At 69.4% G+C, this 22,068-nt stretch carries 18 protein-coding genes and 2 riboswitches; of the genes, 6 read left to right on the top strand and 12 right to left on the bottom strand.

Going from position 1 to position 22,068, the window contains the following annotated elements; all coding sequences use genetic code 11:
• Positions 1–6: 6 nt before the first annotated feature.
• The 4 genes from PL79_RS20545 to PL79_RS20560 are packed head-to-tail and all read right to left on the bottom strand — an operon-like array spanning position 7 to position 7,092.
• Positions 7–1,095: an ATP-binding protein gene (locus PL79_RS20545; RefSeq protein WP_044843559.1), complete on the bottom strand. Its 1,089-nt coding sequence runs from the start codon at positions 1,093–1,095 to the stop codon at positions 7–9.
• Complete coding sequence (gene cobN, locus PL79_RS20550) at positions 1,092–4,904, bottom strand: cobaltochelatase subunit CobN (RefSeq protein WP_044843560.1); 3,813 nt, start codon at positions 4,902–4,904, stop codon at positions 1,092–1,094. The genes PL79_RS20545 and cobN overlap by 4 nt, the downstream gene beginning before the upstream one ends.
• A 6-nt stretch (positions 4,905–4,910) precedes the next feature.
• Entirely contained in the window at positions 4,911–6,008 is a 1,098-nt protein-coding gene (gene cobW, locus PL79_RS20555; RefSeq protein ID WP_044843561.1) for a cobalamin biosynthesis protein CobW, read from the bottom strand.
• A gap of 25 nt (positions 6,009–6,033) precedes the next feature.
• A complete protein-coding gene (locus tag PL79_RS20560) occupies positions 6,034–7,092 on the bottom strand; it encodes a HoxN/HupN/NixA family nickel/cobalt transporter (RefSeq protein WP_044843562.1) in 1,059 nt (352 codons plus the stop codon).
• Between the two features lie 185 nt (positions 7,093–7,277).
• Positions 7,278–7,540: riboswitch (cobalamin riboswitch) on the bottom strand.
• A gap of 130 nt (positions 7,541–7,670) precedes the next feature.
• Positions 7,671–7,907: riboswitch (cobalamin riboswitch) on the top strand.
• Between the two features lie 110 nt (positions 7,908–8,017).
• Between PL79_RS20560 and cobA the strand changes: the two genes are divergently transcribed.
• From cobA to PL79_RS20575, 4 genes are all read left to right on the top strand, one after another.
• Positions 8,018–8,827, top strand: coding sequence for a uroporphyrinogen-III C-methyltransferase (gene cobA / locus PL79_RS20565; RefSeq protein ID WP_415750591.1), 810 nt, complete (start codon positions 8,018–8,020; stop codon positions 8,825–8,827).
• Between the two features lie 71 nt (positions 8,828–8,898).
• Positions 8,899–9,036, top strand: a complete 138-nt coding sequence (locus tag PL79_RS36200; protein ID WP_193759859.1) for a hypothetical protein — start codon at positions 8,899–8,901, stop codon at positions 9,034–9,036.
• Positions 9,037–9,200: 164 nt separating this feature from the next.
• The gene (gene cobO / locus PL79_RS20570; RefSeq protein ID WP_044843565.1) at positions 9,201–9,803 is read left to right on the top strand and encodes a cob(I)yrinic acid a,c-diamide adenosyltransferase; all 603 of its coding nucleotides are present in this window, start codon (positions 9,201–9,203) and stop codon (positions 9,801–9,803) included.
• Between the two features lie 3 nt (positions 9,804–9,806).
• The gene (locus tag PL79_RS20575) at positions 9,807–11,111 is read left to right on the top strand and encodes a cobyrinate a,c-diamide synthase (RefSeq protein WP_044843566.1); all 1,305 of its coding nucleotides are present in this window, start codon (positions 9,807–9,809) and stop codon (positions 11,109–11,111) included.
• A gap of 34 nt (positions 11,112–11,145) precedes the next feature.
• On the opposite strand, the gene bamE is transcribed toward PL79_RS20575, so the two are convergent.
• A complete protein-coding gene (gene bamE / locus PL79_RS20580; protein ID WP_044843627.1) occupies positions 11,146–11,685 on the bottom strand; it encodes an outer membrane protein assembly factor BamE domain-containing protein in 540 nt (179 codons plus the stop codon).
• 248 nt (positions 11,686–11,933) lie between these two features.
• Entirely contained in the window at positions 11,934–13,097 is a 1,164-nt protein-coding gene (locus tag PL79_RS20585) for a M20 aminoacylase family protein (protein WP_044843567.1), read from the bottom strand.
• Between the two features lie 355 nt (positions 13,098–13,452).
• Here PL79_RS20585 and PL79_RS20590 point away from each other — a divergent pair, with 355 nt between their 5' ends.
• Both PL79_RS20590 and PL79_RS20595 read left to right on the top strand, forming a co-directional pair.
• The gene (locus PL79_RS20590) at positions 13,453–14,523 is read left to right on the top strand and encodes a type IV toxin-antitoxin system AbiEi family antitoxin (protein ID WP_044843568.1); all 1,071 of its coding nucleotides are present in this window, start codon (positions 13,453–13,455) and stop codon (positions 14,521–14,523) included.
• Positions 14,492–15,397: a nucleotidyl transferase AbiEii/AbiGii toxin family protein gene (locus PL79_RS20595; RefSeq protein ID WP_044843569.1), complete on the top strand. Its 906-nt coding sequence runs from the start codon at positions 14,492–14,494 to the stop codon at positions 15,395–15,397. The genes PL79_RS20590 and PL79_RS20595 overlap by 32 nt, the downstream gene beginning before the upstream one ends.
• Before the next feature lie 42 nt (positions 15,398–15,439).
• Here PL79_RS20595 and PL79_RS20600 read toward each other — a convergent pair whose 3' ends face one another.
• The 6 genes from PL79_RS20600 to PL79_RS20625 form a co-directional block, all read right to left on the bottom strand.
• Entirely contained in the window at positions 15,440–15,862 is a 423-nt protein-coding gene (locus PL79_RS20600; protein WP_082088439.1) for a PIN domain-containing protein, read from the bottom strand.
• Entirely contained in the window at positions 15,859–16,125 is a 267-nt protein-coding gene (gene vapB / locus PL79_RS20605) for a type II toxin-antitoxin system VapB family antitoxin (RefSeq protein ID WP_044843570.1), read from the bottom strand. The genes PL79_RS20600 and vapB overlap by 4 nt, the downstream gene beginning before the upstream one ends.
• Positions 16,126–16,434: 309 nt before the next feature.
• A complete protein-coding gene (locus PL79_RS20610) occupies positions 16,435–17,451 on the bottom strand; it encodes a GNAT family N-acetyltransferase (protein ID WP_044843571.1) in 1,017 nt (338 codons plus the stop codon).
• Positions 17,451–18,290 (bottom strand): formyltransferase family protein, encoded by an 840-nt coding sequence (locus PL79_RS20615; protein WP_044843572.1) that lies wholly within the window; start codon positions 18,288–18,290, stop codon positions 17,451–17,453. The genes PL79_RS20610 and PL79_RS20615 overlap by 1 nt, the downstream gene beginning before the upstream one ends.
• 85 nt (positions 18,291–18,375) lie before the next feature.
• Positions 18,376–20,640, bottom strand: coding sequence for a TonB-dependent siderophore receptor (locus PL79_RS20620; RefSeq protein ID WP_044843573.1), 2,265 nt, complete (start codon positions 20,638–20,640; stop codon positions 18,376–18,378).
• Between the two features lie 46 nt (positions 20,641–20,686).
• Complete coding sequence (locus tag PL79_RS20625; RefSeq protein ID WP_044843574.1) at positions 20,687–22,063, bottom strand: lysine N(6)-hydroxylase/L-ornithine N(5)-oxygenase family protein; 1,377 nt, start codon at positions 22,061–22,063, stop codon at positions 20,687–20,689.
• Between the last annotated feature and the right edge of the window lie 5 nt (positions 22,064–22,068).

A 22,068-nucleotide genomic window follows, 5' to 3' on the forward strand; every position in this document is an offset into this window, starting at 1 on the left:
GATGGCTCAGCGTTTTTTTAGCGGCAGCGGCACCACGCCTTTCACGTCGCGCAGTCCAGCAGGCTCGGGCGGCAGGTAGCCCCAGTCGCCTTGCGACGCCGTTGCATCGTTGCGTGCCGCGCCCGGTCGATGATCGGGCTGCCGGTGCAGGTCCGGCGGCGCAGGGTCGTCGTGGTCGCCGCCGCCCTCTGCATTCGACTGCGATGCGCCCGACGACGGCGGCGCACCCGCATGACGCCGATGCCGCAGCACCGCGTCGGCCACGCGTTCGACATGGGACACCGTCACCGCGTCGGCCTGTTCCAGCGCCGCGAGCGCGCGCGCGGCGCGCAGCATCACGAGGTCGGCGCGCAGGCCGTCGACGGCCGCGTCGATGCACAGCGCGCTGACGCGCGCGTGAACCACATCGTCGAAATCCAGCGTCGACAACTTTGCCCGCGCCGCGTGGATGCGGTCGCGGAGGTCGCGCTGTGCAGTCGCGTGACGTGCGCGAAACGCATCCGGATCGAGATCGAACGCGAGGCGCGCCTTCACGATCTGCTCGCGCTGCGCGGCGTCGAAGCAGTTCGCGAGTTCGACCATCAGCCCGAAGCGGTCGAGCAATTGCGGGCGCAGTTCGCCTTCCTCGGGGTTCATCGTGCCGACCAGCACGAAGCGCGCGTCGTGCGCATGCGACACGCCATCGCGCTCGACCACGTTCACGCCGCTCGCGGCGACGTCGAGCAGCGTATCGACGAGCCCGTCGGCGAGCAGGTTCACCTCGTCGACGTACAGCACGCCGCGATGCGCGCGCGCGAGCAGGCCCGGCCGGAAGCGCACGCCGTTTTCGGCGAGCGCATGCGCGAGATCGAGCGTGCCCGTGACCTGCTCGTCGCTCGCCGACAGCGGCAGCGTGACGAATGCCCCTTCGGGCAGCAGTTCGGCGAGCGCGCGTGCGGCGGTCGATTTCGCGGTGCCGCGCGGCCCGCTGACGAGCACGCCGCCGAGCGACGGGTCGATCGCCGCGAGCAGCAGCGCCTGCTGCAGCGGTTGCTGCGCGACCAGCGCCGCGAACGGGAATACCGCGCGTGCGTGCTGCGTCGTCGGATCGGTCATCGCCGTCCTCCTTCCTGAAGTTGTTCGCTGTCGAGCCAGACCGCTTCGATCCGCTCGCGATAGTCGCCCGGCTGCTGCCACAGCCCGCGCTGCATCGCTTCGACGAAGCGTTCGCAGATGCCGTGCAGCGCCTTCGGGTTGTGGCGTTCGAGGAACGCGCGCGTGTCGTCGTCGAACAGGTACGCGTCGGCGACGAGCGCGTACTGGTGATCCGACAACACGCGCGCGGTCGCGTCATAGCCGTACAGGTAGTCGACGGTCGCGGCCATTTCGGCCGCGCCCTTGTAGCCATGGCGCTTCACGCCGTCGAGCCATTTCGGATTGACGACGCGCGAGCGGATCACGCGCGCGATCTCCTCGCGCAGCGTGCGCATCTTCGGCGCGGCCGGGTTCGCATGGTCGCCGTGATAGATGCTCGGCTGCTGCCCGGACAGGTGCCGCACGGCCGCCGTCATCCCGCCCTGGAACTGGTAGTAGTCGTTCGAATCGAGGATGTCGTGTTCGCGGCTGTCCTGGTTCTGCACGACCACGTCGATCGTCGCGAGCCGCTCGCCGAACACGTCGGGCGCGGACTCGCCCGCGCTGTTCTGCGCGTATGCGTGGCCGCCCCACTGGCGGTACGCATCGGCGAGATCGGCGTCGCTCTGCCAGCGGCGCTGGTCGATCAGGTCCTGCAGGCCGGCGCCGTAGCTGCCCGGCCGTGCGCCGAACACGCGCCAGCCGGCACGGCGTCGCGCTTCGTCCGGCGCCACGCCCCGCTCGATCCACGTTGCGCGTTCGCGCTCGACGCGCGCACGGATCGGGTTCAGAGCCTCCGGCTCGTCGAGCGCGGCAACGGCCTGCACGGCGGCGTCGAACAGGTGCATCAGGTTCGGGAACGCGTCGCGGAAGAAGCCGGACACGCGCAGCGTCACATCGATGCGCGGCCGGTCGAAGATCTCGATCGGCAGGATCTCGAAGTCGGTCACGCGATGGCTGCCGTGCGCCCATTTCGGCCGCACGCCGAGGAGCGCGAACGCCTGCGCGATGTCGTCGCCGCCGGTGCGCATCGTGGCCGTCCCCCAGACCGACAGCCCGATCGCGCGCGGATAGTCGCCGTGATCCTGCAGATGACGTTCGATCAGCTGCTGCGCGGATTTCAGCCCGAGCGACCACGCGGCCTGCGTCGGCACCGCGCGCGTATCGACCGAATAGAAGTTGCGGCCCGTCGGCAGCACGTCGGGGCGGCCACGCGACGGCGAGCCGCTCGGCCCCGGCGGCACGAAGCGGCCGTCGAGCCCGCGCAGCAGCTGGCGCAGTTCCTCGCCGCCGCACGCGTCGAGCGCGGGCATCAGCGCCGCGCGCACACGTTCGATGACGGCGAGCGTGTGCGGCCAGTCGCCGGGCGGCGTCGTGCCGATCCCGGAAGCGCCGGACGTGCCGGCCGCGCACACGCCGTCGAGCCACTGCTGCGCGAGCCGTTCGAGCCGCTCGCGCGTGTCGCCCGCATGGCGCCACGGCGATGTGTCGAGCGCCTGCAGCACGGCCGGCCGCGGGCCCGTCCACGGCGCGGCCCAGTCGGCCGCGAGCGGATCGAAATCGTCGCCGAGCGCGAGATCGCGCGCGAGCGCGCCGATCAGCCCCGCACGTTCGCCCTTGCCGTCGCCGACCGGAAAGCGCGCGAGCGCGAGCAGCGTGTCGCGGCGCTGCCGGTCGGCCGGCGACGCGCCGAACACATGCAGCCCGTCGCGAATCTGCGCTTCCTTCAATTCGCACAGCCACGCGTCGACGCGCGTCAGCAGCGCATCTTCGTCGCCCGCATCGCGCGGCGGCGACACGCTCAGTTCGTCGTGCAGCCGGTGTTCGGCGATCGTCGCGAGGATCGTCTTGCGCAGCAGCTTCGCGCGCCGCGCATCGACCATCAGCGCCTCGTAGTATTCGTCGACCTGCCGTTCGAGATCCTGCAGCGGGCCGTAGTTTTCCGCGCGCGTGAGCGGCGGCATCAGGTGATCGATGATCACCGCCTGCGCGCGGCGCTTCGCCTGGCTGCCCTCGCCCGGATCGTTGACGATGAACGGATACAGGTGCGGCAGCGGCCCGAGCGTCAGGTCGGGCCAGCACGCGTCGGACAGCGCGACGCTCTTGCCCGGCAGCCATTCGAGGTTGCCGTGCTTGCCGAGGTGGATGACCGCGTCGATGCCGAACGCATCGCGCAGCCAGAAATAGAACGCGAGGTACGCGTGCGGCGGCACGAGATCCGCGTCGTGGTAGCTCGCATAGTCGTTCTCGCCGCGCGAACGCGACGGCTGGATGCCGACGAACACGTTGCCCGCGCGCCAACCGGCGATCGTGAAGCGCCCCTGCCGCAGCGTCGGATCGGCTTCGGGCGGGCCCCAGCGTGCGTTCAGCGCGTCGCGCACGGCGGCCGGCAGCCGCGCGAAATGCGCGACATAATCGGCCAGCGCGAAACTCTGGAACGCCGGGCGCAATGCGCGCACGGCCGGGTCGTTGGTCACGCCTTCGGTGAGCCGCGCGATCAGCGCGTCGCCGTCGGCCGGCAGGTCGGCCACGCTATAGCCCGCGTCGCGCAGCGCCGCCAGCACGCGCAGCGCGGACGCCGGCGTGTCGAGCCCGACGCCGTTGCCGATCCGCCCTTCGCTTTGCGGATAGTTCGCGAGGATCAGCGCGATGCGCTTGTCGGCAGGGTCGAGCGTGCGCAGCCGGCACCAGCCGCGCGCGAGCGCCGCGACGAACGCGATCCGCTCGGCGTCCGGCTGGTAGCGCACGACGTCGACTTCGGTGTGCGGACAACGATATGCCAGCCCCTTGAAGCTCACCGCGCGGGTGACGATGCGCCCGTCGACCTCGGGCAACGCGATGTGCATCGCGATGTCGCGCGCATGCAGGCCCTGGTTGTCGGCCACCCACGCGTCGCGGTTGCCGCCGGACAGGATCACCTGCAGCACCGGCGCGTCGCCGGCGAGCACGTCGGGCTCGGGGCTGTCGATCGCGCCGGCCGCGAAGGCCGTGGTGTTCAGCACGAGCGCGACACCGTGCGTGTCGCACAGCCGCGTGATGACCTCGCGGCTTACGGCATCCTTCAATGACGTGACGGTGATCGGCAGCGGATTGAGCCCTTCGCGCACGAGCGCATCGGCCAGCGCGTCGAACACGGCGGTGTTCGCGGCCTGCCAGTGCGCGCGATAGAACAGGATCGCGACGACGGGCGCGCCGGGCGTCCAGCGCGGACGCCAGTCGTCGACGCTCGCCGGGTCGCGCGCCGGGTGATACAGCGCGGCGGCCGGCAGCGGGCGCGGCAGCTCGGGTTCGTCGCCGACCCCGAGCGTATGGAACGCGATGCTGCGCAGCAACGCTTCGGCGTTGTGCATCCCGCCTTCGCGCAGATAGCGCCACCACAACCGGCACAGGTCCGGTGCGACCGTGCTCTTCGCGACGAGGTTCGGATCTTCCTGCAGGTCGCCCGAGAACATCGCGAGCTGCTGCCTGCGTTTCGACGCGAGCGACACGGCCTGTTCGATCCCGTACGGCCAGTACGCTTCGCCGCCCAGATGATCGATCACGACCGTCTTCGCGTGACGCAGCACGTCATCGACATAGAAATCGACCGACGCCGGCTGCCGCAGGAACGTGACGTTCGCGAGCCGCACGCTCGGAAAGCCGGCCGGCAGCCTCGGCACGACGCTGGCCAGCAGCGACAGCGTCGTGTCGGCCGAGCTCAGGATCACGATGTCGGCCGGCTGCTGGTCGATCCGGACGACACCCTGCGTATCGTCGACGAAGCCGCCCGGCGTGGTGCGCAGCAGATGCATCGTGCGTTACGCCTGTTGCGGCTCGGCCGCGCACGCGACGTCGAACGCGCGCTGCAGCGCGGCCGCGTCGAGATCCTCGCCGATCAGCACGAAGCGGCTCGCACGCGGCTCGCCGTCCTGCCAGCGACGGTCGAAATAGCTGTCGAAGCGACGGCCGACGCCCTGGATCACGAGCCGCATCGGCGCATCGGGCAGCGCCGCGAAGCCTTTCGCGCGGTAGATCGTGTGCGTCTCGACGACACGCTGCAGCGCGGCGATCGTCGCCTCGCGCGAGCCCGCGTCGCCCGACACCACCACCGAATCGAATTCGTCGTGGTGATGGTCGTGATCGCCGTCGTCGGCCGAGCCGTGATGGTCGTGCCGCAGGTGGATCGTTTCCTCCGATGCCGATTCGAGGCCGAGCAACATCGCGAGGTCGAGCTCGCCGCGCGTCGCGCGCACGATCTTCACCTGCGGCGGGATCTCCTCGCGAATCGCGGCTTCGACCGCGGCGAACTGCGCGTCGGCGACGAGGTCGGCCTTGTTCACGATCACGAGATCGGCGGACGACAGCTGGTCGGCGAACAGTTCATGCAGTGGCGATTCGTGGTCGAGGTTCGGATCGGCGCGGCGCTGCGCGTCGACGGCCTGCGGGTTCTCGGCGAACTGGCCGCTCGCGGCGGCCGGCCCGTCGACGACGGTCACGACCGCGTCGACCGTGAAGCTGTTGCGGATGGTCGGCCAGTTGAAGGCCTGCACGAGCGGCTTCGGCAGCGCGAGGCCCGACGTCTCGATCAGCACGTGATCGATGTCGGCGCGGCGCTCGACGAGCGCTTCCATCACCGGATAGAACTCCTCTTGCACGGTGCAGCACAGGCAGCCGTTCGCGAGTTCGTACAGCTGGCCCGACGCTTCGCTGCGGGCGCCTTCTGCGCCGTCTGCATCCTCGCAGCCGATCCCGCAGCCCTTGAGGATTTCGCCGTCGATGCCGAGCTCGCCGAATTCGTTGACGATCACCGCGATGCGGCGGCCTTCTGCATGCTGCAGGATGTGGCGCATCAGCGTGGTCTTGCCGCTGCCGAGAAAGCCCGTGACGATCGTGACGGGAAGCTTGCGTAGGGTCATGGTGGGTCCTGTGTCTAAAAGGGAGTCAGGCCGAGAGCGTCACGTCGATCTCGTCGTAGCGTTTGAGGCGGTAGATCGCGGCCGATACGATCCAGCACGCGACGAACAGGCCGATCACGACGTAGCCGAGCATGCCGAAATGCGATGCGACCATCGTCGCGAAATCCCATACCGGGCCCTGCAGCGAGAGTTTGTCCGCGAGCAGCGCGAGCACCTCGATGCCGCCGATCAACGCGGCAACCAGCACCGACACGAACGTGATCGTCATGTTGTAGTAGATCTTGCGGATCGGCCGCACGTACGCCCAGCGGTACGCGCCCATCATCAGGATGCCGTCGGTCGTGTCGACGAGCGTCATGCCCGCGGTGAACAGCACCGGCAGCACCATCACCGACCAGAACGACAGGCCGCCCTGCACCTGCGTGGCCGAAATGCCGAACAGCGCGATCTCGGTCGCGGTATCAAAGCCGAAGCCGAACAGGAAGCCGACCGGATACAGGTGCCAGCTGCGCGACACGAGGCGGAACAACGGCCGGAACAGGCGGGCCAGCACGCCGCGCTGGTTCATCAGCATGTCGAGGTCGGCGTCGACGATCGGCTCGCCGCGGCGGGCCGCGCGAAACGTCCGGTACACGGAGATCAGGATCAGCAGGTTCGCGGCCGCGAGCACCAGCAGGAAGAACGCCGACACGCTCGTGCTGATCACGCCGCCCCAGGTCTTCATGCTCTCGAAGCGCGCGAGCGACGCCGCGGTCAGCGCGACCGCGACCGACATCACGATCACCACCGTCGAATGGCCGAGCGAGAAGAACAGGCCCGCGCCGAGCGGGCTGCGGCCCTCCTGCATCAGCTTGCGCGTGACGTTGTCGATCGCGGCGATATGATCGGCGTCGACCGCGTGGCGCAGCCCGAACACGTAGGCGAGCAGCGCGGTACCCAGCAGCACGGGCTGGTCGCGAAACGCGATGAAGGCCCAGATCCACGCGCCGACGTTGAATGCGACGAGCAATGAATAGATCGCGACGATTTTGCCGCGCAGCCCGGACGGGCTGTCGTTGAACAGGCGGAAGAACGAGTCGAGCATGATGCTCCTTTGCGAACGGTCGACATGATGAATGCCAACACGGCCGTCGTCGGCCTGCCCGCGGAGCTGACCGTTCTTCGCCCCGGCCCGCACGCGTGCAGCGGCTGACGGATCGGCGAAGGAAGGGCAACGCCCGGGCGTCCGGCGAACTGCGGCCGTGGACGATGCGCCGCCTCCCCGCGGCGCTGAACCCCAACGTCTCGGCCGGTATCCGGGCTGACGAACACGCCGCTTCGCCTTCCCGGATGCGCGGCATCCAGTGGCGGTCGTCCGCATGCGGCAGGCATGCGGCGAAGCGGCGCTGCATCGCGCTGGGCGCGACGCGTTCGCTTACCGTTGCGGGGGCAGCACAGGTTGGCCCGACTGCGGCGCAGGCAGGCTCCCTGTTTCCCGTTTAACTGCGCGCGCCGGAGGAGCGCGCGCGAGCACCGAAACGCGTGCGAGTGTAGGCGGCGGTGCGGGGAGCGTCAAGGTAAAGGCGGAACGGCCCGCCGCGGCGCGTCCGGCGTGGCGGCGGCATCGCGCCGGGGGCGCTTGCGGCGCCCGCGCGGCGGGTTCGCGCGGGCCGACCGCTGTGCTATCGTATGCGCCGCGTTCGGTGCTCGCATGCGCATTCCGCGCACGCAGTTAAACGGGAAACAGGAGGCGGAAGTCCGCCCGGCCTGTGCTGTCCCCGCAACGGTACGCCGCCCGCGCGCCGCGGTTCCCCCCGCACGCGCCCAGGCCGCCCGCGATGCCACTGCCCTTCAGCGGGCGGGAAGGCTGCGGCCTGGCAAGCGGCCAGCCCGGATACCGGCCGACGCAAGGGGCGAGCCCGCTGCTCGCCGAACGCCCGATCCGCGGGGGACGGATGGGGTGCGCTTTCCGCCCGCGTTCGCGCGGGCTTCGCCCGATCCGTCATGCCTTGCCTGTCCGCCGGCCGCCGATGCGCCGCTCGCTGTCCCCTTTCCACTGCCACGACACGGTGTGCGCCGTGCCGCGTCCGATGAGCCGCGCCTGGCTCGTCGGCGCCGGCCCCGGCGACGCCGATCTGCTGACGCTGAAGGCCGTGCGCGCGATCGCCGCGGCCGACGTGCTGCTCGTCGACGATCTCGTGAACCCCGATGTATTGCGCCATGCGCGCGCCGACGCGCGCATCGAGCACGTCGGCAAGCGCGGCGGCCACGCGTCGACGCCGCAGGAAACGATCGTCGCCGCGATGCTCGCGCACCTGCGCGCGGGCCGCAGCGTCGCGCGGCTCAAGGGCGGCGATCCGTTCGTGTTCGGCCGCGGCGGCGAGGAGCTGCTCGCGCTCGGTGCGGCGGGTTTCCCGGTCGAGGTCGTAAACGGCATCACGGCCGGTATCGCGGCCCCGGCCGCGCTCGGCATTCCGGTCACGCATCGCGGCGACGCGCAGGGCGTGATCTTCGTCACGGGCCACGGCGCGGGCGCCGACGAGCCCGACTGGCGCGCGCTGGCCGCGACGCGGATGACGATCGTGATCTACATGGGCATACGCCGGCTCGACACGATCGTGGCCGCGCTGCGTGACGGCGGCGTGCCCGGCGACATGCCGTGCGCGGCGATCGAGAACGCGACGCGCGACGGGCAGCGGCACGCGCTCGCGACACTCGACACGGTCGTCGAACGCATCGGCGCCGCCGGTATCGGCTCGCCCGCGATCGTCGTGATCGGCCGCGTCGCGGCGCTCGCCGACGATCCGGCGGTGCGCGCGGCGCTCGGCGGCCGCGCATGATGCGCGTCGGCTCGGCGTCGGTTTCCGCGCGGGCGTGACGGCCGCGCAACTCGATGCCGCGACCGCGCGGCGTGGCGCGTACCCGCGCCGAACGCCGCGTCGCGACGCTCGCCGACAAGGCCGCGTGCCGCCGCTGCGCACGCCTGCGCACGCCGCGCTGCCGTCTCGCGTTCGACGCGGCGCAGCTCGCGCGGGCCGAACCGCCTTAGGCCCGTGCTGCCGCGCTTCCGCGTTTCGGCGTGCGGGCTGTGGCCGAGCCGGCGCGCGCTCGCGGCGCCCGATGCGGCTGCTCGGCCCCAAATCCATCGGGACGGCGTGACGTCGCGCTCGCCGGCCCCGCTGCTTTGTGTCGCTTTCGACAGGACGATTCCCGATGAAGACCGATGCCGAATCCCATCAGCGGATGACCGAACGCCGCCGCGCCGGCCATGAAAAGAAGCAGGCTGCCGCTACCCAGGAAAAGGGCCTGCTGATCGTCAATACCGGCAACGGCAAGGGCAAGAGCACGGCCGCGTTCGGCATGGCCGTGCGCGTGCTCGGCCATGGCATGCGGCTCGGCGTCGTGCAGTTCATCAAGGGCGCGCTGCACACGTCCGAGCGCGACTTCCTCGGCGCGGTCGCGCAATGCGACTTCGTGACGATGGGCGACGGCTATACGTGGAACACGCAGAACCGCGACGCCGACATCGCGACCGCGCGCAAGGGCTGGGACGAGGCGCGCCGGATGATCGAAAGCGGCGAGTACCGGATGGTGATCCTCGACGAGCTGAACACCGTGCTGAAGTACGAATACCTGCCGCTCGACGAAGTGCTCGCGACGCTCGTCGCGCGCCCGGAATCGGTGCACGTCGTCGTCACCGGGCGGCATGCGCCCGATGCGCTGATCGACGCGGCCGACCTCGTCACCGAAATGCGGCTCGTCAAGCATCCGTACAAGGAGCAAGGCGTGAAGGCGCAGCCCGGCGTGGAGTTCTGAGCGATGCCGGCCTGCCCCGCGCTGTTCGTCAGCGCGCCCGCGTCCGGCCAGGGCAAGACGTCGGTGACGGCCGGCCTCGCGCGGCTGCACCGGCGGCTCGGCCGGCGCGTGCGCGTGTTCAAGACCGGGCCGGATTTTCTCGATCCGATGCTGCTCGAACGCGCGAGCGGGGCGCCCGTGCACGCGCTCGACCTCGGCATGGTCGGCGAAGCCGGCTGCCGCGCGCTGCTCGCCGATGCGGCGCGCGACGCGGACCTGATCCTGATCGAAGGCGTGATGGGGTTGTTCGACGGCACGCCGAGCAGCGCCGATCTCGCGGTCGCGTTCGGCGTGCCGGTCGTCGCGGTGATTGCCGCGAAGTCGATGGCGCAGACGTTCGCGGCGATCGCGTTCGGGCTCGCGCGGTTCCGGCCGGAGGTGCCGTTTCACGGCGTGCTGGGCAATCGTGTCGGGTCGCCGCGACACGCGGAACTGCTGCGGCAGGCGCTGCCGGACGACTTGCGCTGGCTCGGGCACGTGCCGGCCGATGCGGGCATCGCGCTGCCGGAACGGCATCTCGGCCTGCACCAGCCGGCCGACATCGACGATCTCGACGCGCGGCTCGAGCGTGCGGCCGACGTGCTCGCGCAGACGGCGCTCGCCGAATTGCCGCCGGCCGTCGCGTTCGCGGAACCGGACGCCGCTGCCGCGCTGCCGCGCGCGCTCGCCGGCAAGCGGATCGCGATCGCGCGCGATGCCGCGTTCTCGTTCATCTATCCGGCCAATCTCGCGCTGCTCGACGCGCTCGGTGCGCAGCTGCGGTTCTTTTCGCCGCTTGCGGACGAACCCGTGCCCGACGATTGCGACGCGCTGTTCCTGCCGGGCGGCTATCCGGAGCTGCATGCGGCGACGCTCGCGGCGAATGCCGTGACCGCGCGGACGATTCGCGCGCATGCGGCGGCCGGCCTGCCGATCGTCGCGGAATGCGGGGGGATGGTGTATCTGTGCGAATCGCTGACCGACGTGGACGGCGCGACGACGCCGATGCTCGGACTGTTGTCAGGCCATGCGACGATGCAGCGCCGGTTCGCGGCGCTCGGGATGCAGCAGCTGGACACGCGCACCGGGCCGATGCGCGGTCATACGTTTCATTATTCGCGGCTCGATACGCCGCTGGCGCCGGCGGCGACGGCGGCGCGGCCCGACGGCGCGCCCGGAAGCGGCGAAGCCGTTTATCGCGCGGGCCCGATCGTCGCGACCTACATGCACATGTACTGGCCGTCGAATCCGGAGATGGCGGCCGCACTGTTCGGCGGCACGGCATTCTGACGAAAATATCCTGGGACACCGCGCGGCCGCGCGGTCAGGGTTTTTCTCGGCCCGGCGCTTCCGAGCGCGAAGTCCGGATCACGGTGCCGTCGGGGGAGAAATGCGCGTTGAACATCGCGTCGCCCGATACGCCGCCCTCGGCCCAGTGCCAGCTCCACACTTCCTCATGGCTCAACGCGTATTGCGCGACCTCGGTCGGCTTGCCGAGCAGTTGCCGTACGTCGTCCTTCGACATCCCCGGCACGACCTTCGCGATGTTCGCCGCCGTCAGCGCCTGCGTGATCGACACGAGCCGGCCGTCGGGCCCGAAATCGAGCATGTACGTGCTCGTGCCGTACGGGCCGCGCGGATACTCGAAACGCTGCGAGCCGTCGTCGCCCTGCCGGACCATCTCGGGCTTGCCCGCCTGGCGCAGCACGTCCTCGGTCGTCGAGACGCCCGGCTGCAGATTGCCGAACGCCATCGGATCGGGCTTGATCGCGTTCACCGCGTCAGCCACCTTCTGGTCGTCGCATCCGGCCGCCAGAACGCCGACCGCGCAAGCCGCCAGCACGGTCAGAAACTGTTTTCGCATGTCGTCCACACCTGTATTCATCGAGCCGATCCGGCGTCGCGCGCAGCGTAGCACGCGGCCCGTGCCGTCGATGTCAAGGAGCGTCAAATTCCCGTGAGCGCTTTCCAATGGAACAGGAGCCTGGGCGAGGGTTTGCGGTAGCTCTTGTGTAGCGCCTTTGGCGCGTTTCCAATGCGTCCCGCGCGGCCGGTGTCATGGCCGCGCGGGCGCGCACCGGGCGGCGGTGCCCACGTCGATGCGCCGCGGCGTCACACCAGGAAGGTCTCCGCCAGCTTGACCCAGTACGATGCGCCGATCGGCAGCGCCGCGTCGTTGAAGTCGTAGCCGGGGTTGTGCACCATGCAGCCGCCCTCCCCGTCGCCGTTGCCGATGATCAGGTAGCAGCCCGGCCGCTTCTCGAGCAGGAACGCGAAATCCTCGCTGCCGGTGAGCGGCACCATCCCGTCGATCAGGTTCGCTTCGCCGACCCACCCGCGCGCGACGCCGCGTGCGAACGCGGTCATCTCCGTATCGTTGACGAGCACCGGGTAGCGACGCTGGTAGTCGATCGACGCGGTCGCGCCGAACACGGCCGCCTGCGCATGAACGACTTCCTTGATGCGTGTCTCGAGCAGGTCGCGCACCTCGGGCTTCAGCGCGCGCACGGACAGGCGCATCTGCGCGCGGTCGGGAATCACGTTCGGCGCCTCGCCCGCGTGGATCGCACCGACCGTGACGATCGCCATGTCGAGCGGCGATACGTTGCGCGAGACGATCGTCTGCAGCGCGATGACGATCTGCGCGCACACGACGACCGGGTCGATCGCCTTGTGCGGCACCGCACCGTGGCCACCGCGCCCCTGCACGTCGATGGTCACAGTATCGGACGACGCCATGAACGGCCCCGGCAGGAAGCCGAACTTGCCCGTCGGGAAGCCCGGCATGTTGTGCATCGCGAAGATCGCGTCGCACGGGAACTGCTCGAACAGCCCGTCGTCGAGCATTTTCTTCGCGCCGCCGAGCCCTTCCTCGGCCGGCTGGAAAATCAGGTTCAGCGTGCCGGAAAAGCGGCGCTCGCGCGCCAGGTGCTTCGCGGCCGCGAGCAGCATCGCCGTGTGGCCGTCGTGCCCGCACGCGTGCATCTTGCCGGGGATCGTGCTCTGGTACGGCAGACCGGTCGACTCGTGGATCGGCAGCGCATCCATGTCGGCACGCAGGCCGAGGCGCTGCGTGCCATTGCCCACCTTCAGCTGCGCGACGACGCCCGTGCCGCCGAGCCCGCGCTGCACCGTGTAGCCCCACGCCTGCAACTGCCCGGCGACGAGATCGCTTGTCGCGAATTCCTCGAAGCCCAGTTCGGGGTGGGCATGAATGCGGTGCCGGATCTCGATCATTTCGTCGGCGAGGCCTGCGGGGATCACGCTGTGCGTCACGGTGTCGTCTCCTGGGTTCCGTGGGGAGTGTGCAGGCAAGGATAGTCGGTTGAACGGCAACCGGACAGACAGAAAGTCGTCGCTGAGACAACCTTGAGTTGCCGGTCTATCCTCCGGCACAAGACGAATCGCACGGCGGGAGGAAACCGGCCATTCGGGCGACTGCCGGCCACGCATCGGGATGCGGGACACTGCGAGTTCGTCTTGATTTCTCGGGTGGGAGTGCACGTTGAGTTCCGTTCGTCATTCCGGAATAATCCCGTCCCATCAAAGGGTTGAGCGTTCTTGTTCATTTTTTGACGGTTGTACATTTTTTGTGTACGCTGGCAGAAAAGTGAACAAGCGATCCACCCCGATGCCCGAGAACGCCACCCTGCCGATAGCGGAACAGCACGTGCTCGACGAAGCCTGCGCCGCGTTCGAACGCGCGACCCGGCGCTTCCGTGCGCGGCCCGTGCGCGTGCCGGCCGCCTATGACGCGCATGCCGACGCGATGATCCGTTTCGCCATTGCCGGGCAGGCCTTCGAGATGCCGGCGGCGGTGAGCGTCGGGGTCGAATCGGTGCAGGACGCACGCGCGGCGCTGCGCCGGCGCGGCGGCGCCCCATGGCCCGGCGAGCGGCCGCTGATGCTGGTTGCGCCGTACGTATCGGTCGAGCTGGCCGCCCGCCTGACCGATCAAGGCATCCCGTTTCTCGATACGGCCGGCAATGCGTGCCTGATCCAGCCGGAAGCGACCGTGATGATTTCCGGCCGGCCGAAACCCGCCCGCACGCCGCGCCGGCAGGCATCGCGCGCGACGACGCCCAAGGGGCTGGCCGTGATGTTCGCGCTCGCGACGCAGCCGGGCCTCGTCGCGCAACCGTACCGGGCGATCGCTGCCGCGTCGGGCGTCGCGCTCGGCACGGTCAATCTCGCGATGGACGACCTGCTCGCGCGCGGCCTTCTCGCGCAGCGGCGCAACGGCGAACGGCTGATGCCCGACTGGCCGCGCTTCATGCAGGAATGGGTCGCGCTGTATCCGAGCCGCCTGCGCGCGAAACTGCCCGCCCGGCGGTTTGCCGCGCTCGCGCCCGACTGGTGGCGCGGCTTCGATTTCGCGGCATTCGACGCGCGGCTGGGCGGCGAACCCGCGGCCGACTTGCTGACGCACGACCTGAAGCCGGCCGCGATCACCGTCTATACGCGTGGCGCCGTGTCGAACCGCCTGCTGCTCCAGGCACGCCTGCGCCCGGACGAGCGTGGCGACGTCGAGCTGCTCGAAGCCTTCTGGCCGCCGTCGCCGGCACTCGACTGGCGCGAGCAGGACGTGCCGCTCGTGCCGCCGCTGCTGATCTACGCGGATCTCGTCTCGTCCGGGGACAGTCGCAATCTCGCCGCCGCCGAACACATCCATGACCGATACCTCGCCCGCCCGCCCGCTTGAAGTCGACGCGCGCCGGCCGCTCGAGCTGGCGGCGGTCGCGCTGCTGCAGGCGGTCCGCGCGGCCTGCGCGCAGCTCGACGCGGCATTCGTCGTCGCGGGTGCGACCGCGCGCGACATCCTGATGTGGCATGTCCACGGCATCCGCCCGGTGCGGGCGACGCGGGACGTCGACGTCGCGGTGTGCGCGGTGAGCTGGCCGTTTCACGAACGGCTCGTCGACGCGCTCGTCGCGACCGGGCGATTCGCGCGTGCGCCGAAGCATCAGCAGAAACTGCTGTTCGACAGCGGGACTCAAGGCTTTCGCACGGAACTCGATCTCGTGCCGTTCGGGCCGCTCGAAACGCCGCCCGGCGAAATCGCGTGGCCGCCTGGCGGCGATTTCGTGTTGAACGTGCTGGGCTTTCAGGAGGCGATCGATACGGCGCTGGTCGTGTCGATCGCGGCCGACGTCGCGGTGCCGGTGGCGAGCCTGCCGGCCCTTGCGCTGTTGAAGTTGCTCGCGTGGAAGGACCGGCGCGCGCGCCAGAACAGCGACGCGTACGACCTGTTGTTCCTGCTCACGCATTTCCACGACGCAGGCAATCGCGAGCGCATCTGGGACGTGGCGCCCGACCTGCTCGAGCAGCACGGTTTCCAGCCTGAGGTGGCGGCGGCTGCGCTGCTGGCGCGCGATGCGCAGCGGATTGCTTCGCCGCCGACGTACGATGCGATCCGCGCGCTGTTGTCCGACGAAGCAATCTACGCGACGCTCGGGCAGGATCTGCAGGCCCGCGCGTTCGCGCTGCTGCCGGGGGAATTTAGCGCGGACGCCGACCGGTATCTCGACGCGTTCCGCAGCGCCTTCCTCGCGGATCCGCCTGTTCCTCGCGCGTGACGTGCGACCGCGCGGGCGCCACGCCATCGCGCATTCACGACCTCAGGCCGAGGCCGCCCAGTCTTCGAGCGACAACCCCGCGACGCGGCCGAACTCGCGACGATTGTTCGTGACGAGCACGGCACCGGCCGCGATCGCGTGACCGGCGATCGACGCATCGTTTGCGCCGATCGGTGTGCCGCGCGCGGCGAGGTCGGCGCGAATCGCCGCCGTTGCATCGACCGCCGCGGTATCCCACGACAGCACGCCGTCCAGCCGAGCGACAAAGGCCGTCACGAGTTCCGCATGCTTCGGCGATGCCTTTCTGCCGACCGCGCCGAACCGCATTTCCGCATAGGTAATCGCCGACACGACGATCCGGTGCTGCGCATTGACGCACGACTGCAGCCGGGACAACACCACGGACGGTCGCTCGCGCATGATGAACGAACAGATGTTCGTATCGAGCATGTAGAGCGTGGTCACCGGCCCGACTCCGTCGGTGCGGCGTCATCGGCGCCGGACAAGTCGAAACGGCCGGATTCGACGACGGCCGGGCGCTCGACGAGGAAGTCGGCATCGGCCAGCGGTTCACTCGCGAGCGACAGCCACGTCGGCCGCACCGGCCGCAGCAGCAGCGTGTCGCCCTCGCGGCGGATCTCGAGTTCCGTCACCCCCTCGAATTCCATGTCCTTCGGGATGCGGATTGCCTGGTTACGGGCGTTCTTGAAAATGGAAACGGTGCGCATGAGCCACTCCAATGGAGTACGATGCACCCATTCTAGGCATATGCTGGCATATGTCAATATCGGGCGGCGCTGATGCGGGATCGCGCCTGATGCTGTCGCGGGTGTGCTTGCCATGTCGTCACGACCTGTCTGCGATGAGGGAGCGACCATTCTTCCTCATGCCGCCCACCCGATCCATATCCCGAACGGCCGATGCGCGCCCCCTGCAAGCCGCGCGAAACGTCGATGCTTGCGAATCGACGTATCGACGTATCGACGTATCGACGTTTCGACGAATCGACGCCTCGACACTTCGCGCCCCCGTCCCCGTCACGGCAACCGGAAAGTGTCGAAGAATGTTTCGCGCTCCATCACGGTAAGCGCCGCGCGCTTGTGCGGGAAATCGAACTCCTTCAACGTATGGAACCCGAGCCGGTGCATGTACGCGATATGCCGCACGTGATCGACGCGCGGCTCGCCGACGAGCCGCTGCGTGCGCGGTTCGTCGACGAACATGTAGTGCAGCACCCCGCTCCACCATGCATGCAGCTTGCCCGCGCTCTGGAAGCGCGAGTCGCCGATCAGCAGGTGCAGCCCGCGATCGTAGTCGTGCGCGTCGTAGAACGGCGCGAGGCGGTCCTCCTTCGCCCAGTAGAACTCGAAATAGCCGAACGGCGTGTCGTCGAAATAGCCGATCATCGGATGCATGTGCGGATCGGCGAGCCGCTCCGCGAGATACGCGGCGTGCTCGTCGAGCGTGCCGCGCTGATCCCAGAAATGCGCGACGCGATCGAGGTTCATCCAGTCGCTGAACAGCTGCGCATGTGCAGCGATGTCGACGGTGCGCAGGCTGAACGTCATCCCGACCTGCGGCATGTAGCGCGCATAGATCTCGCCGGCCGGCGACGGCGGCCGCACCGGGTGCCGGTGGCCGTTCGTGATCGTGTAGCGCAGCGGCATCCCGCCCGACGCGGGGGCCTTCAGCCACGGCTGCGGGTTCTGCCAGAACGTCGCGCGCGATGCGGTGACGCGCAGCCGGTCGCCCGCGATCCGCGCGCCGTCGATCACGCCTTCGCGCACCGCGCGCGCGACGTACGATGCAACGGCCCCCGGATCGGCGCCGCCGAGCGGCACCGACACCGTCGCCGCGTCGTGCCGCGTGTCCGTGTTGAACAGCGCGACGAATTCCGCGAGCAGCGCCGCCGGCGGATCGCTGGGCCGCCACGCGTCGAGCGTGCGCTCGACGGCGGGCGGCTCCTGCCCGTGCGCGGCGCCGTCGAGTGCCGCGGCCACCTCGCCTTCGACCGCGTCTGCCGCGTTGGCCGGTTTCGTCAGCGTGTCTTCCATCACAGTGCTCCCGCGTCGTGGCGGTCGGCGAGGATGTGCAGCCCCTGCTCGAGCGCCGGAAACAGGCTGCGCTGGAAGTTGTTCCAGCGCAGTTCGAGAATCGTGTCGTCCGGCGCGATCGGCGTGTCGAGCACGTCGCAGATCACCTCGCCGGAATCGATGCCGTTGTCGACGTAGTGGAACGAGGCGCCCGTCATCGTCACCGGTTCGACGCGCGAGGTCGCGCCGCTCGCCCAGTCGACCCGTTCGCCGCGCGCGCCGTGCAGCGCGTCGAGCGTCGCCCACGCACCGCGCCGCTGGTACGGCGAAGCGTCGGCCGTAATGCCGGGATGGATGTTTGCGATGCGGCGGTGAAAGCGCGCGCCGGGACGCACGAGCTCGTCGAGGATCACGAGCAGCCCGTCGAGCACGACCACGTCGGCGTCGAGTTCGAGCAGGCGTTCGAGCAGGCGGCGCTCGAACGCCTGCTTGCCCGTCACGCGCTCGCGCGCGTCGCGCGGCAGCCGGCGGTACGTCGATGCAATCGTGCAGAACAGTTCGTCGACCGGCCGGCCCTGCACCGTCAGCCCGTCGGGCAGGATCCACGGGCGGCCCGGCGTGCGCGCGAAGCCGTAGTCGGCGACCTTCGCGCGGTCGGCCGGCGAGCCTGCGTCGTCGTCGACGATCACGCCCTTGAGCGCATAGCGTTCGCCGAGCGGCGAGTCGTTCAGGCGTTCGACGAGGAATTCGAGCGGCGCCTTCATGTAGCGCGTGCCGCCCCGGTAGGCGACCGGCTGGCCGGCGCGATCGGCCGCGCCGTTGCGCAGCGACTGGATGTAGACGAGATTTTTCTTCGGCATGGAAGCGTCGTGGAAAAAACGGACGACGGCGCCGCGGCCCGCCCGCGCCGGCCCGAAGGCCGGCCGGCGCGCCGCGGCGCGCGCGTCACCAGTTGTATTTCGCGGTGGCGAGCACCGTGCGGTCGGTCCCGAAAATGCAGACGCTCGTCGACTGGCAACCGCTGATGTAGTGGCGGTTGAACAGATTCGTCCCGTTCACGGCGAAGCGCCAGTTGCGCGTGTCGTAGTGCACGCCCGCGTCGAACAGCGTGTAGCTCGCGACCGTCAGCGAATTGTCGGCCGCACCGGCCGACGCGCTCTGGTAACGCACGCCGCCGCCCAGGCCGAAGCCCGTGAGCGGCCCCGTGTGCCACGTCCAGTCGGCCCACAGCGACGCCATCTGGCGCGGTCGCGGAATGTCGACCGGCCAGTTGTTCAGCGATGCGTCGTTCGCCTTCACGTTCTTCACGTCCTGGTAGACGTAGGACGCGATCAGCGACAGGTTGCGCGTGAGCTTGCCGGTCGCGTTCAGCTCGATCCCGCGCGAGCGCACTTCGCCCGTCTGGACCGACGTCGTGCCGGACGAATCGAGATTGAGCGGCGTCGACGTGAGCACGTTGGTCTGGTTGATCTGGTAGATCGCCGCGCTCAGCATCAGGTTCTTGCCGGGCGGCTGCCAGCGCAGGCCGGCCTCGATCTGCTTGCCGCGGGTCGGCTGCGGCAGGCCGCCGCCGTACAGGTTCACGCCGATCAGCGGGTTGAACGACGTCGCGTAGCTGACGTACGGCGACAGCCCGTAGTCGCCCTGGTAGGTGAGGCCCACGCGGCCGGTGAACGCGCTGATGTCGGCCTTCGACTGCGTGCCGCCCTCGCGGTCGTCCATCCGCTGGTTGACCCAGTCCTCGCGGCCGCCGAGCGTCAGCGTCCAGCGGTTCCACTTGACCTGGTCCTGCACGTACAGCCCGAACGTGTTCATCGTCGTGTACGTGTTGGTGCGGTACGTGGTGTTCGGCGGCGAGAACACGGACAGCGTGACGGGCGTGTAGACCGGGTTGTAGATGTTCAGCGTCGGCGCGGCGGCCAGCCATTCGCTGTCGGTCGCGGTCTGCCGGTTGTACTGGAAGCCGAGCAGCAGCGTGTGCTCGAGCGGCCCCGTGCCGAAGCGGCCCTGCAGGTTGTTGTCGATGTCGAAGCGGCTGTAGTTCGTCTGGAACACGCCGGCCCAGCGGTTGATGTCGGTCAGGCTGCCGTCCGCGAAGCCCGCGCCGAACACCGAGCCGTTGTCGAGCGACAGGTGCATCCAGCGCACGTTCTGGCGGAACGTCCACATCGAATTCAGATTCCGCTCGAACTGGTAGCCGAGCGACCACTGCTTCTTGCGGTAGTAGTTGAAATTCGGATCGCCGCCGTAGACGTCCTTGTCGAGCTGCCCGTTCGGGTTCGGCAGCACCGTGCCTTGCGCCGGCAGGAAGTTCGACGAGATGTCGCCCCAGTCCTGCAGGTAGGTGGCGGACAGCGTCAGCGACGTGTCCGCGTCCGGACGCCAGCGGAACGACGGCGCGAGCGCGACGCGCTGGTCGTTGTTCGGGCCGGTCAGCGCGTTGCCGTCGCGCGCGACGCCGACGAACCGGTACGCATACTTGCCGTCCGCATCGAGCTTGTCGCCGACATCGATCATGAACTGCTTGCGCGCATAGTTGCCGAACTGCACGCCGGCTTCGCGCACGCGCTCGCCGTCGGCCGTCTTGGTCTGCACGTCGATGATCGCGCCCGGGTCGCCGGCGCCGTACAGCACCGACGTCGGCCCGCGCAGCACGGTGATGCTGTCGATCATGTACGGATCGACGCGCCAGCTCGACAGGTTCAGCGTGTTCGGCACCTGCAGGCCGTTCACGTACGCGGTCGGCGTGAAGCCGCGCAGCGCCGCGTACCAGTCGGAACGGTTGTCCGAGCCGTACGACGAGAAACCCGGCACGTAGCGCAGCGCCGCGTTCACGTCGGTCGCGCCGGTCATCTCGATCTGCTGCGCGGTGACGACGTTGATCGTCTGCGGGATTTCGTTGATCGACGTATCGGTCTTGGTGCCGGTCCGGCTGCGCTTCGCGACGAGCCCGACCGTGCCGTCGCCTTGCGAGCCCGCGTTGACGTTGATCGCCGGCAGCGTGCCGGTCGTCGGGCCATTCTGCACGCCGGTCGACGTGCTTGCCGCCGCACTAGCCGCCGTACCGTTCTGCGCACTGCCGGCCGACGCCGCGGCACCTGCGTTCACGGCCGGCGCCGTCTGGGCGTATGCATGCCCTGCCGCCATCCCGAACGCCACGCTCGCCGCGGCTGCGATCGCACGCACACGCGTGCCTGTTGCCCACTCCATCTTTCTCTGCTCCACTTTCTTGATGCGGTCTCCGACCGCGCCTTTGTCAAAGAGCGAAAGCCATGCGGCCCGCGCTCGCCCCGTTTTGGTGTCGTTGTTCATGCAGCGCCCGGACGTCGCCGTCGTCATGGCCGGGTGCGATCCCTTCCTCGAGCGACGCACAGATCTCGTCCGCACGACGCGCGAGGACCGACAGCAGCGTGTCGGACAGGCCGTGGCTGTCTTCGCAGCAACCTTGCAGGTAGATGCGCGGCGCGAAGTGCTCGGGCGTCGCGAGCAGGTAGTCGCGCGTGACGTCGCCGCGCGTGAGCGCATCGCCCAGGTGCGGCGCGAGTCCTTCGAGCAGCGCCGAATGCGTGTCGCGCCGGTAGCCGGTCGCCAGCACCAGCGCGTCGAAGCGTTCGCCGTGCGTCGCGCCGTTCATCCGGTCGCGCAGCGTCAGCTCGATGCGGCCGTCGGCGGTGCGCACCGCGGCCTCGATCGCGCTGTTCGCGCGCAGCGCGTGACGCGGCGTGCCGTCGATGCGCTGCAGGTACAGCATTTCGTAGATCTGCTCGATCAGCGGCCGGTCGACCACCGCGTAGTTGGTGTCGCGATAGCGCTCGAGCAGCGCGCGGCGCGCGTCGTGCGGCTGCGCGTAGACGACGTCGGTGAACGCCGGGCTGAAGATCTCGTTGACGAACGGGCTGTCGTCGGCCGGTTTCAGTGCGCCCGCGCGCATCACGAGGCTCGCGTCGACGTGCGGGAAGCGGCGCGCGAGGTCGATGAACACCTCGGCCGCGCTCTGCCCCGCGCCGATTACCGCGACGCGACGACGCTCGCCGTCCGGCGACGCGACCAGCCGGTCGATGTCGGTCAGGTAGGATGACGAATGGATCACGCGGTCGCGGCCGAGCGCGGCGAACGCGTCCGGCACCGCCGGCGTGCCGCCGACGCCGACCGACAGCGCACGCGTCACGCGCTGGCGTTCACGGCCGGCCGCATCGCGCGACAACACGCGCAGCGCATCGACGCGCGCGCCGTCGCCGTGAACGGGCTCGATCGCCGTGACGGTTTCGCTGTAGTGGACGTGCTCGTCGAACGCGTCGGCGACCCAGCTCAGGTAGTCGTGGAATTCGACGCGGGTCGGATAGAAGTTCTTCAGGTTGACGAATTCGTTCAGCCGGCCGCGTTCGAACAGATAGTTGATGAACGTGTAGCGGCTCTTCGGATCGCGCATCGTGACGAGATCCTTCAGAAACGAAATCTGCATCCGGCAGTCGTCGAGCAGCATGCCACGGTGCCAGCCGAATTCCGGCTGGCGTTCGACGAAGCAATGCGCGAACGGACGCGTGCCGCGGCGTTCCGCGAGGCGCACGGCCAGCGCCAGGTTCGACGGCCCGAAGCCGACGCCGATCAGGTCGAATACGGTTTCTCTCTGCATGTCTC

It is taken from the genome of Burkholderia sp. USMB20 (assembly GCF_000949135.2).
Taxonomy (GTDB): domain Bacteria; phylum Pseudomonadota; class Gammaproteobacteria; order Burkholderiales; family Burkholderiaceae; genus Burkholderia.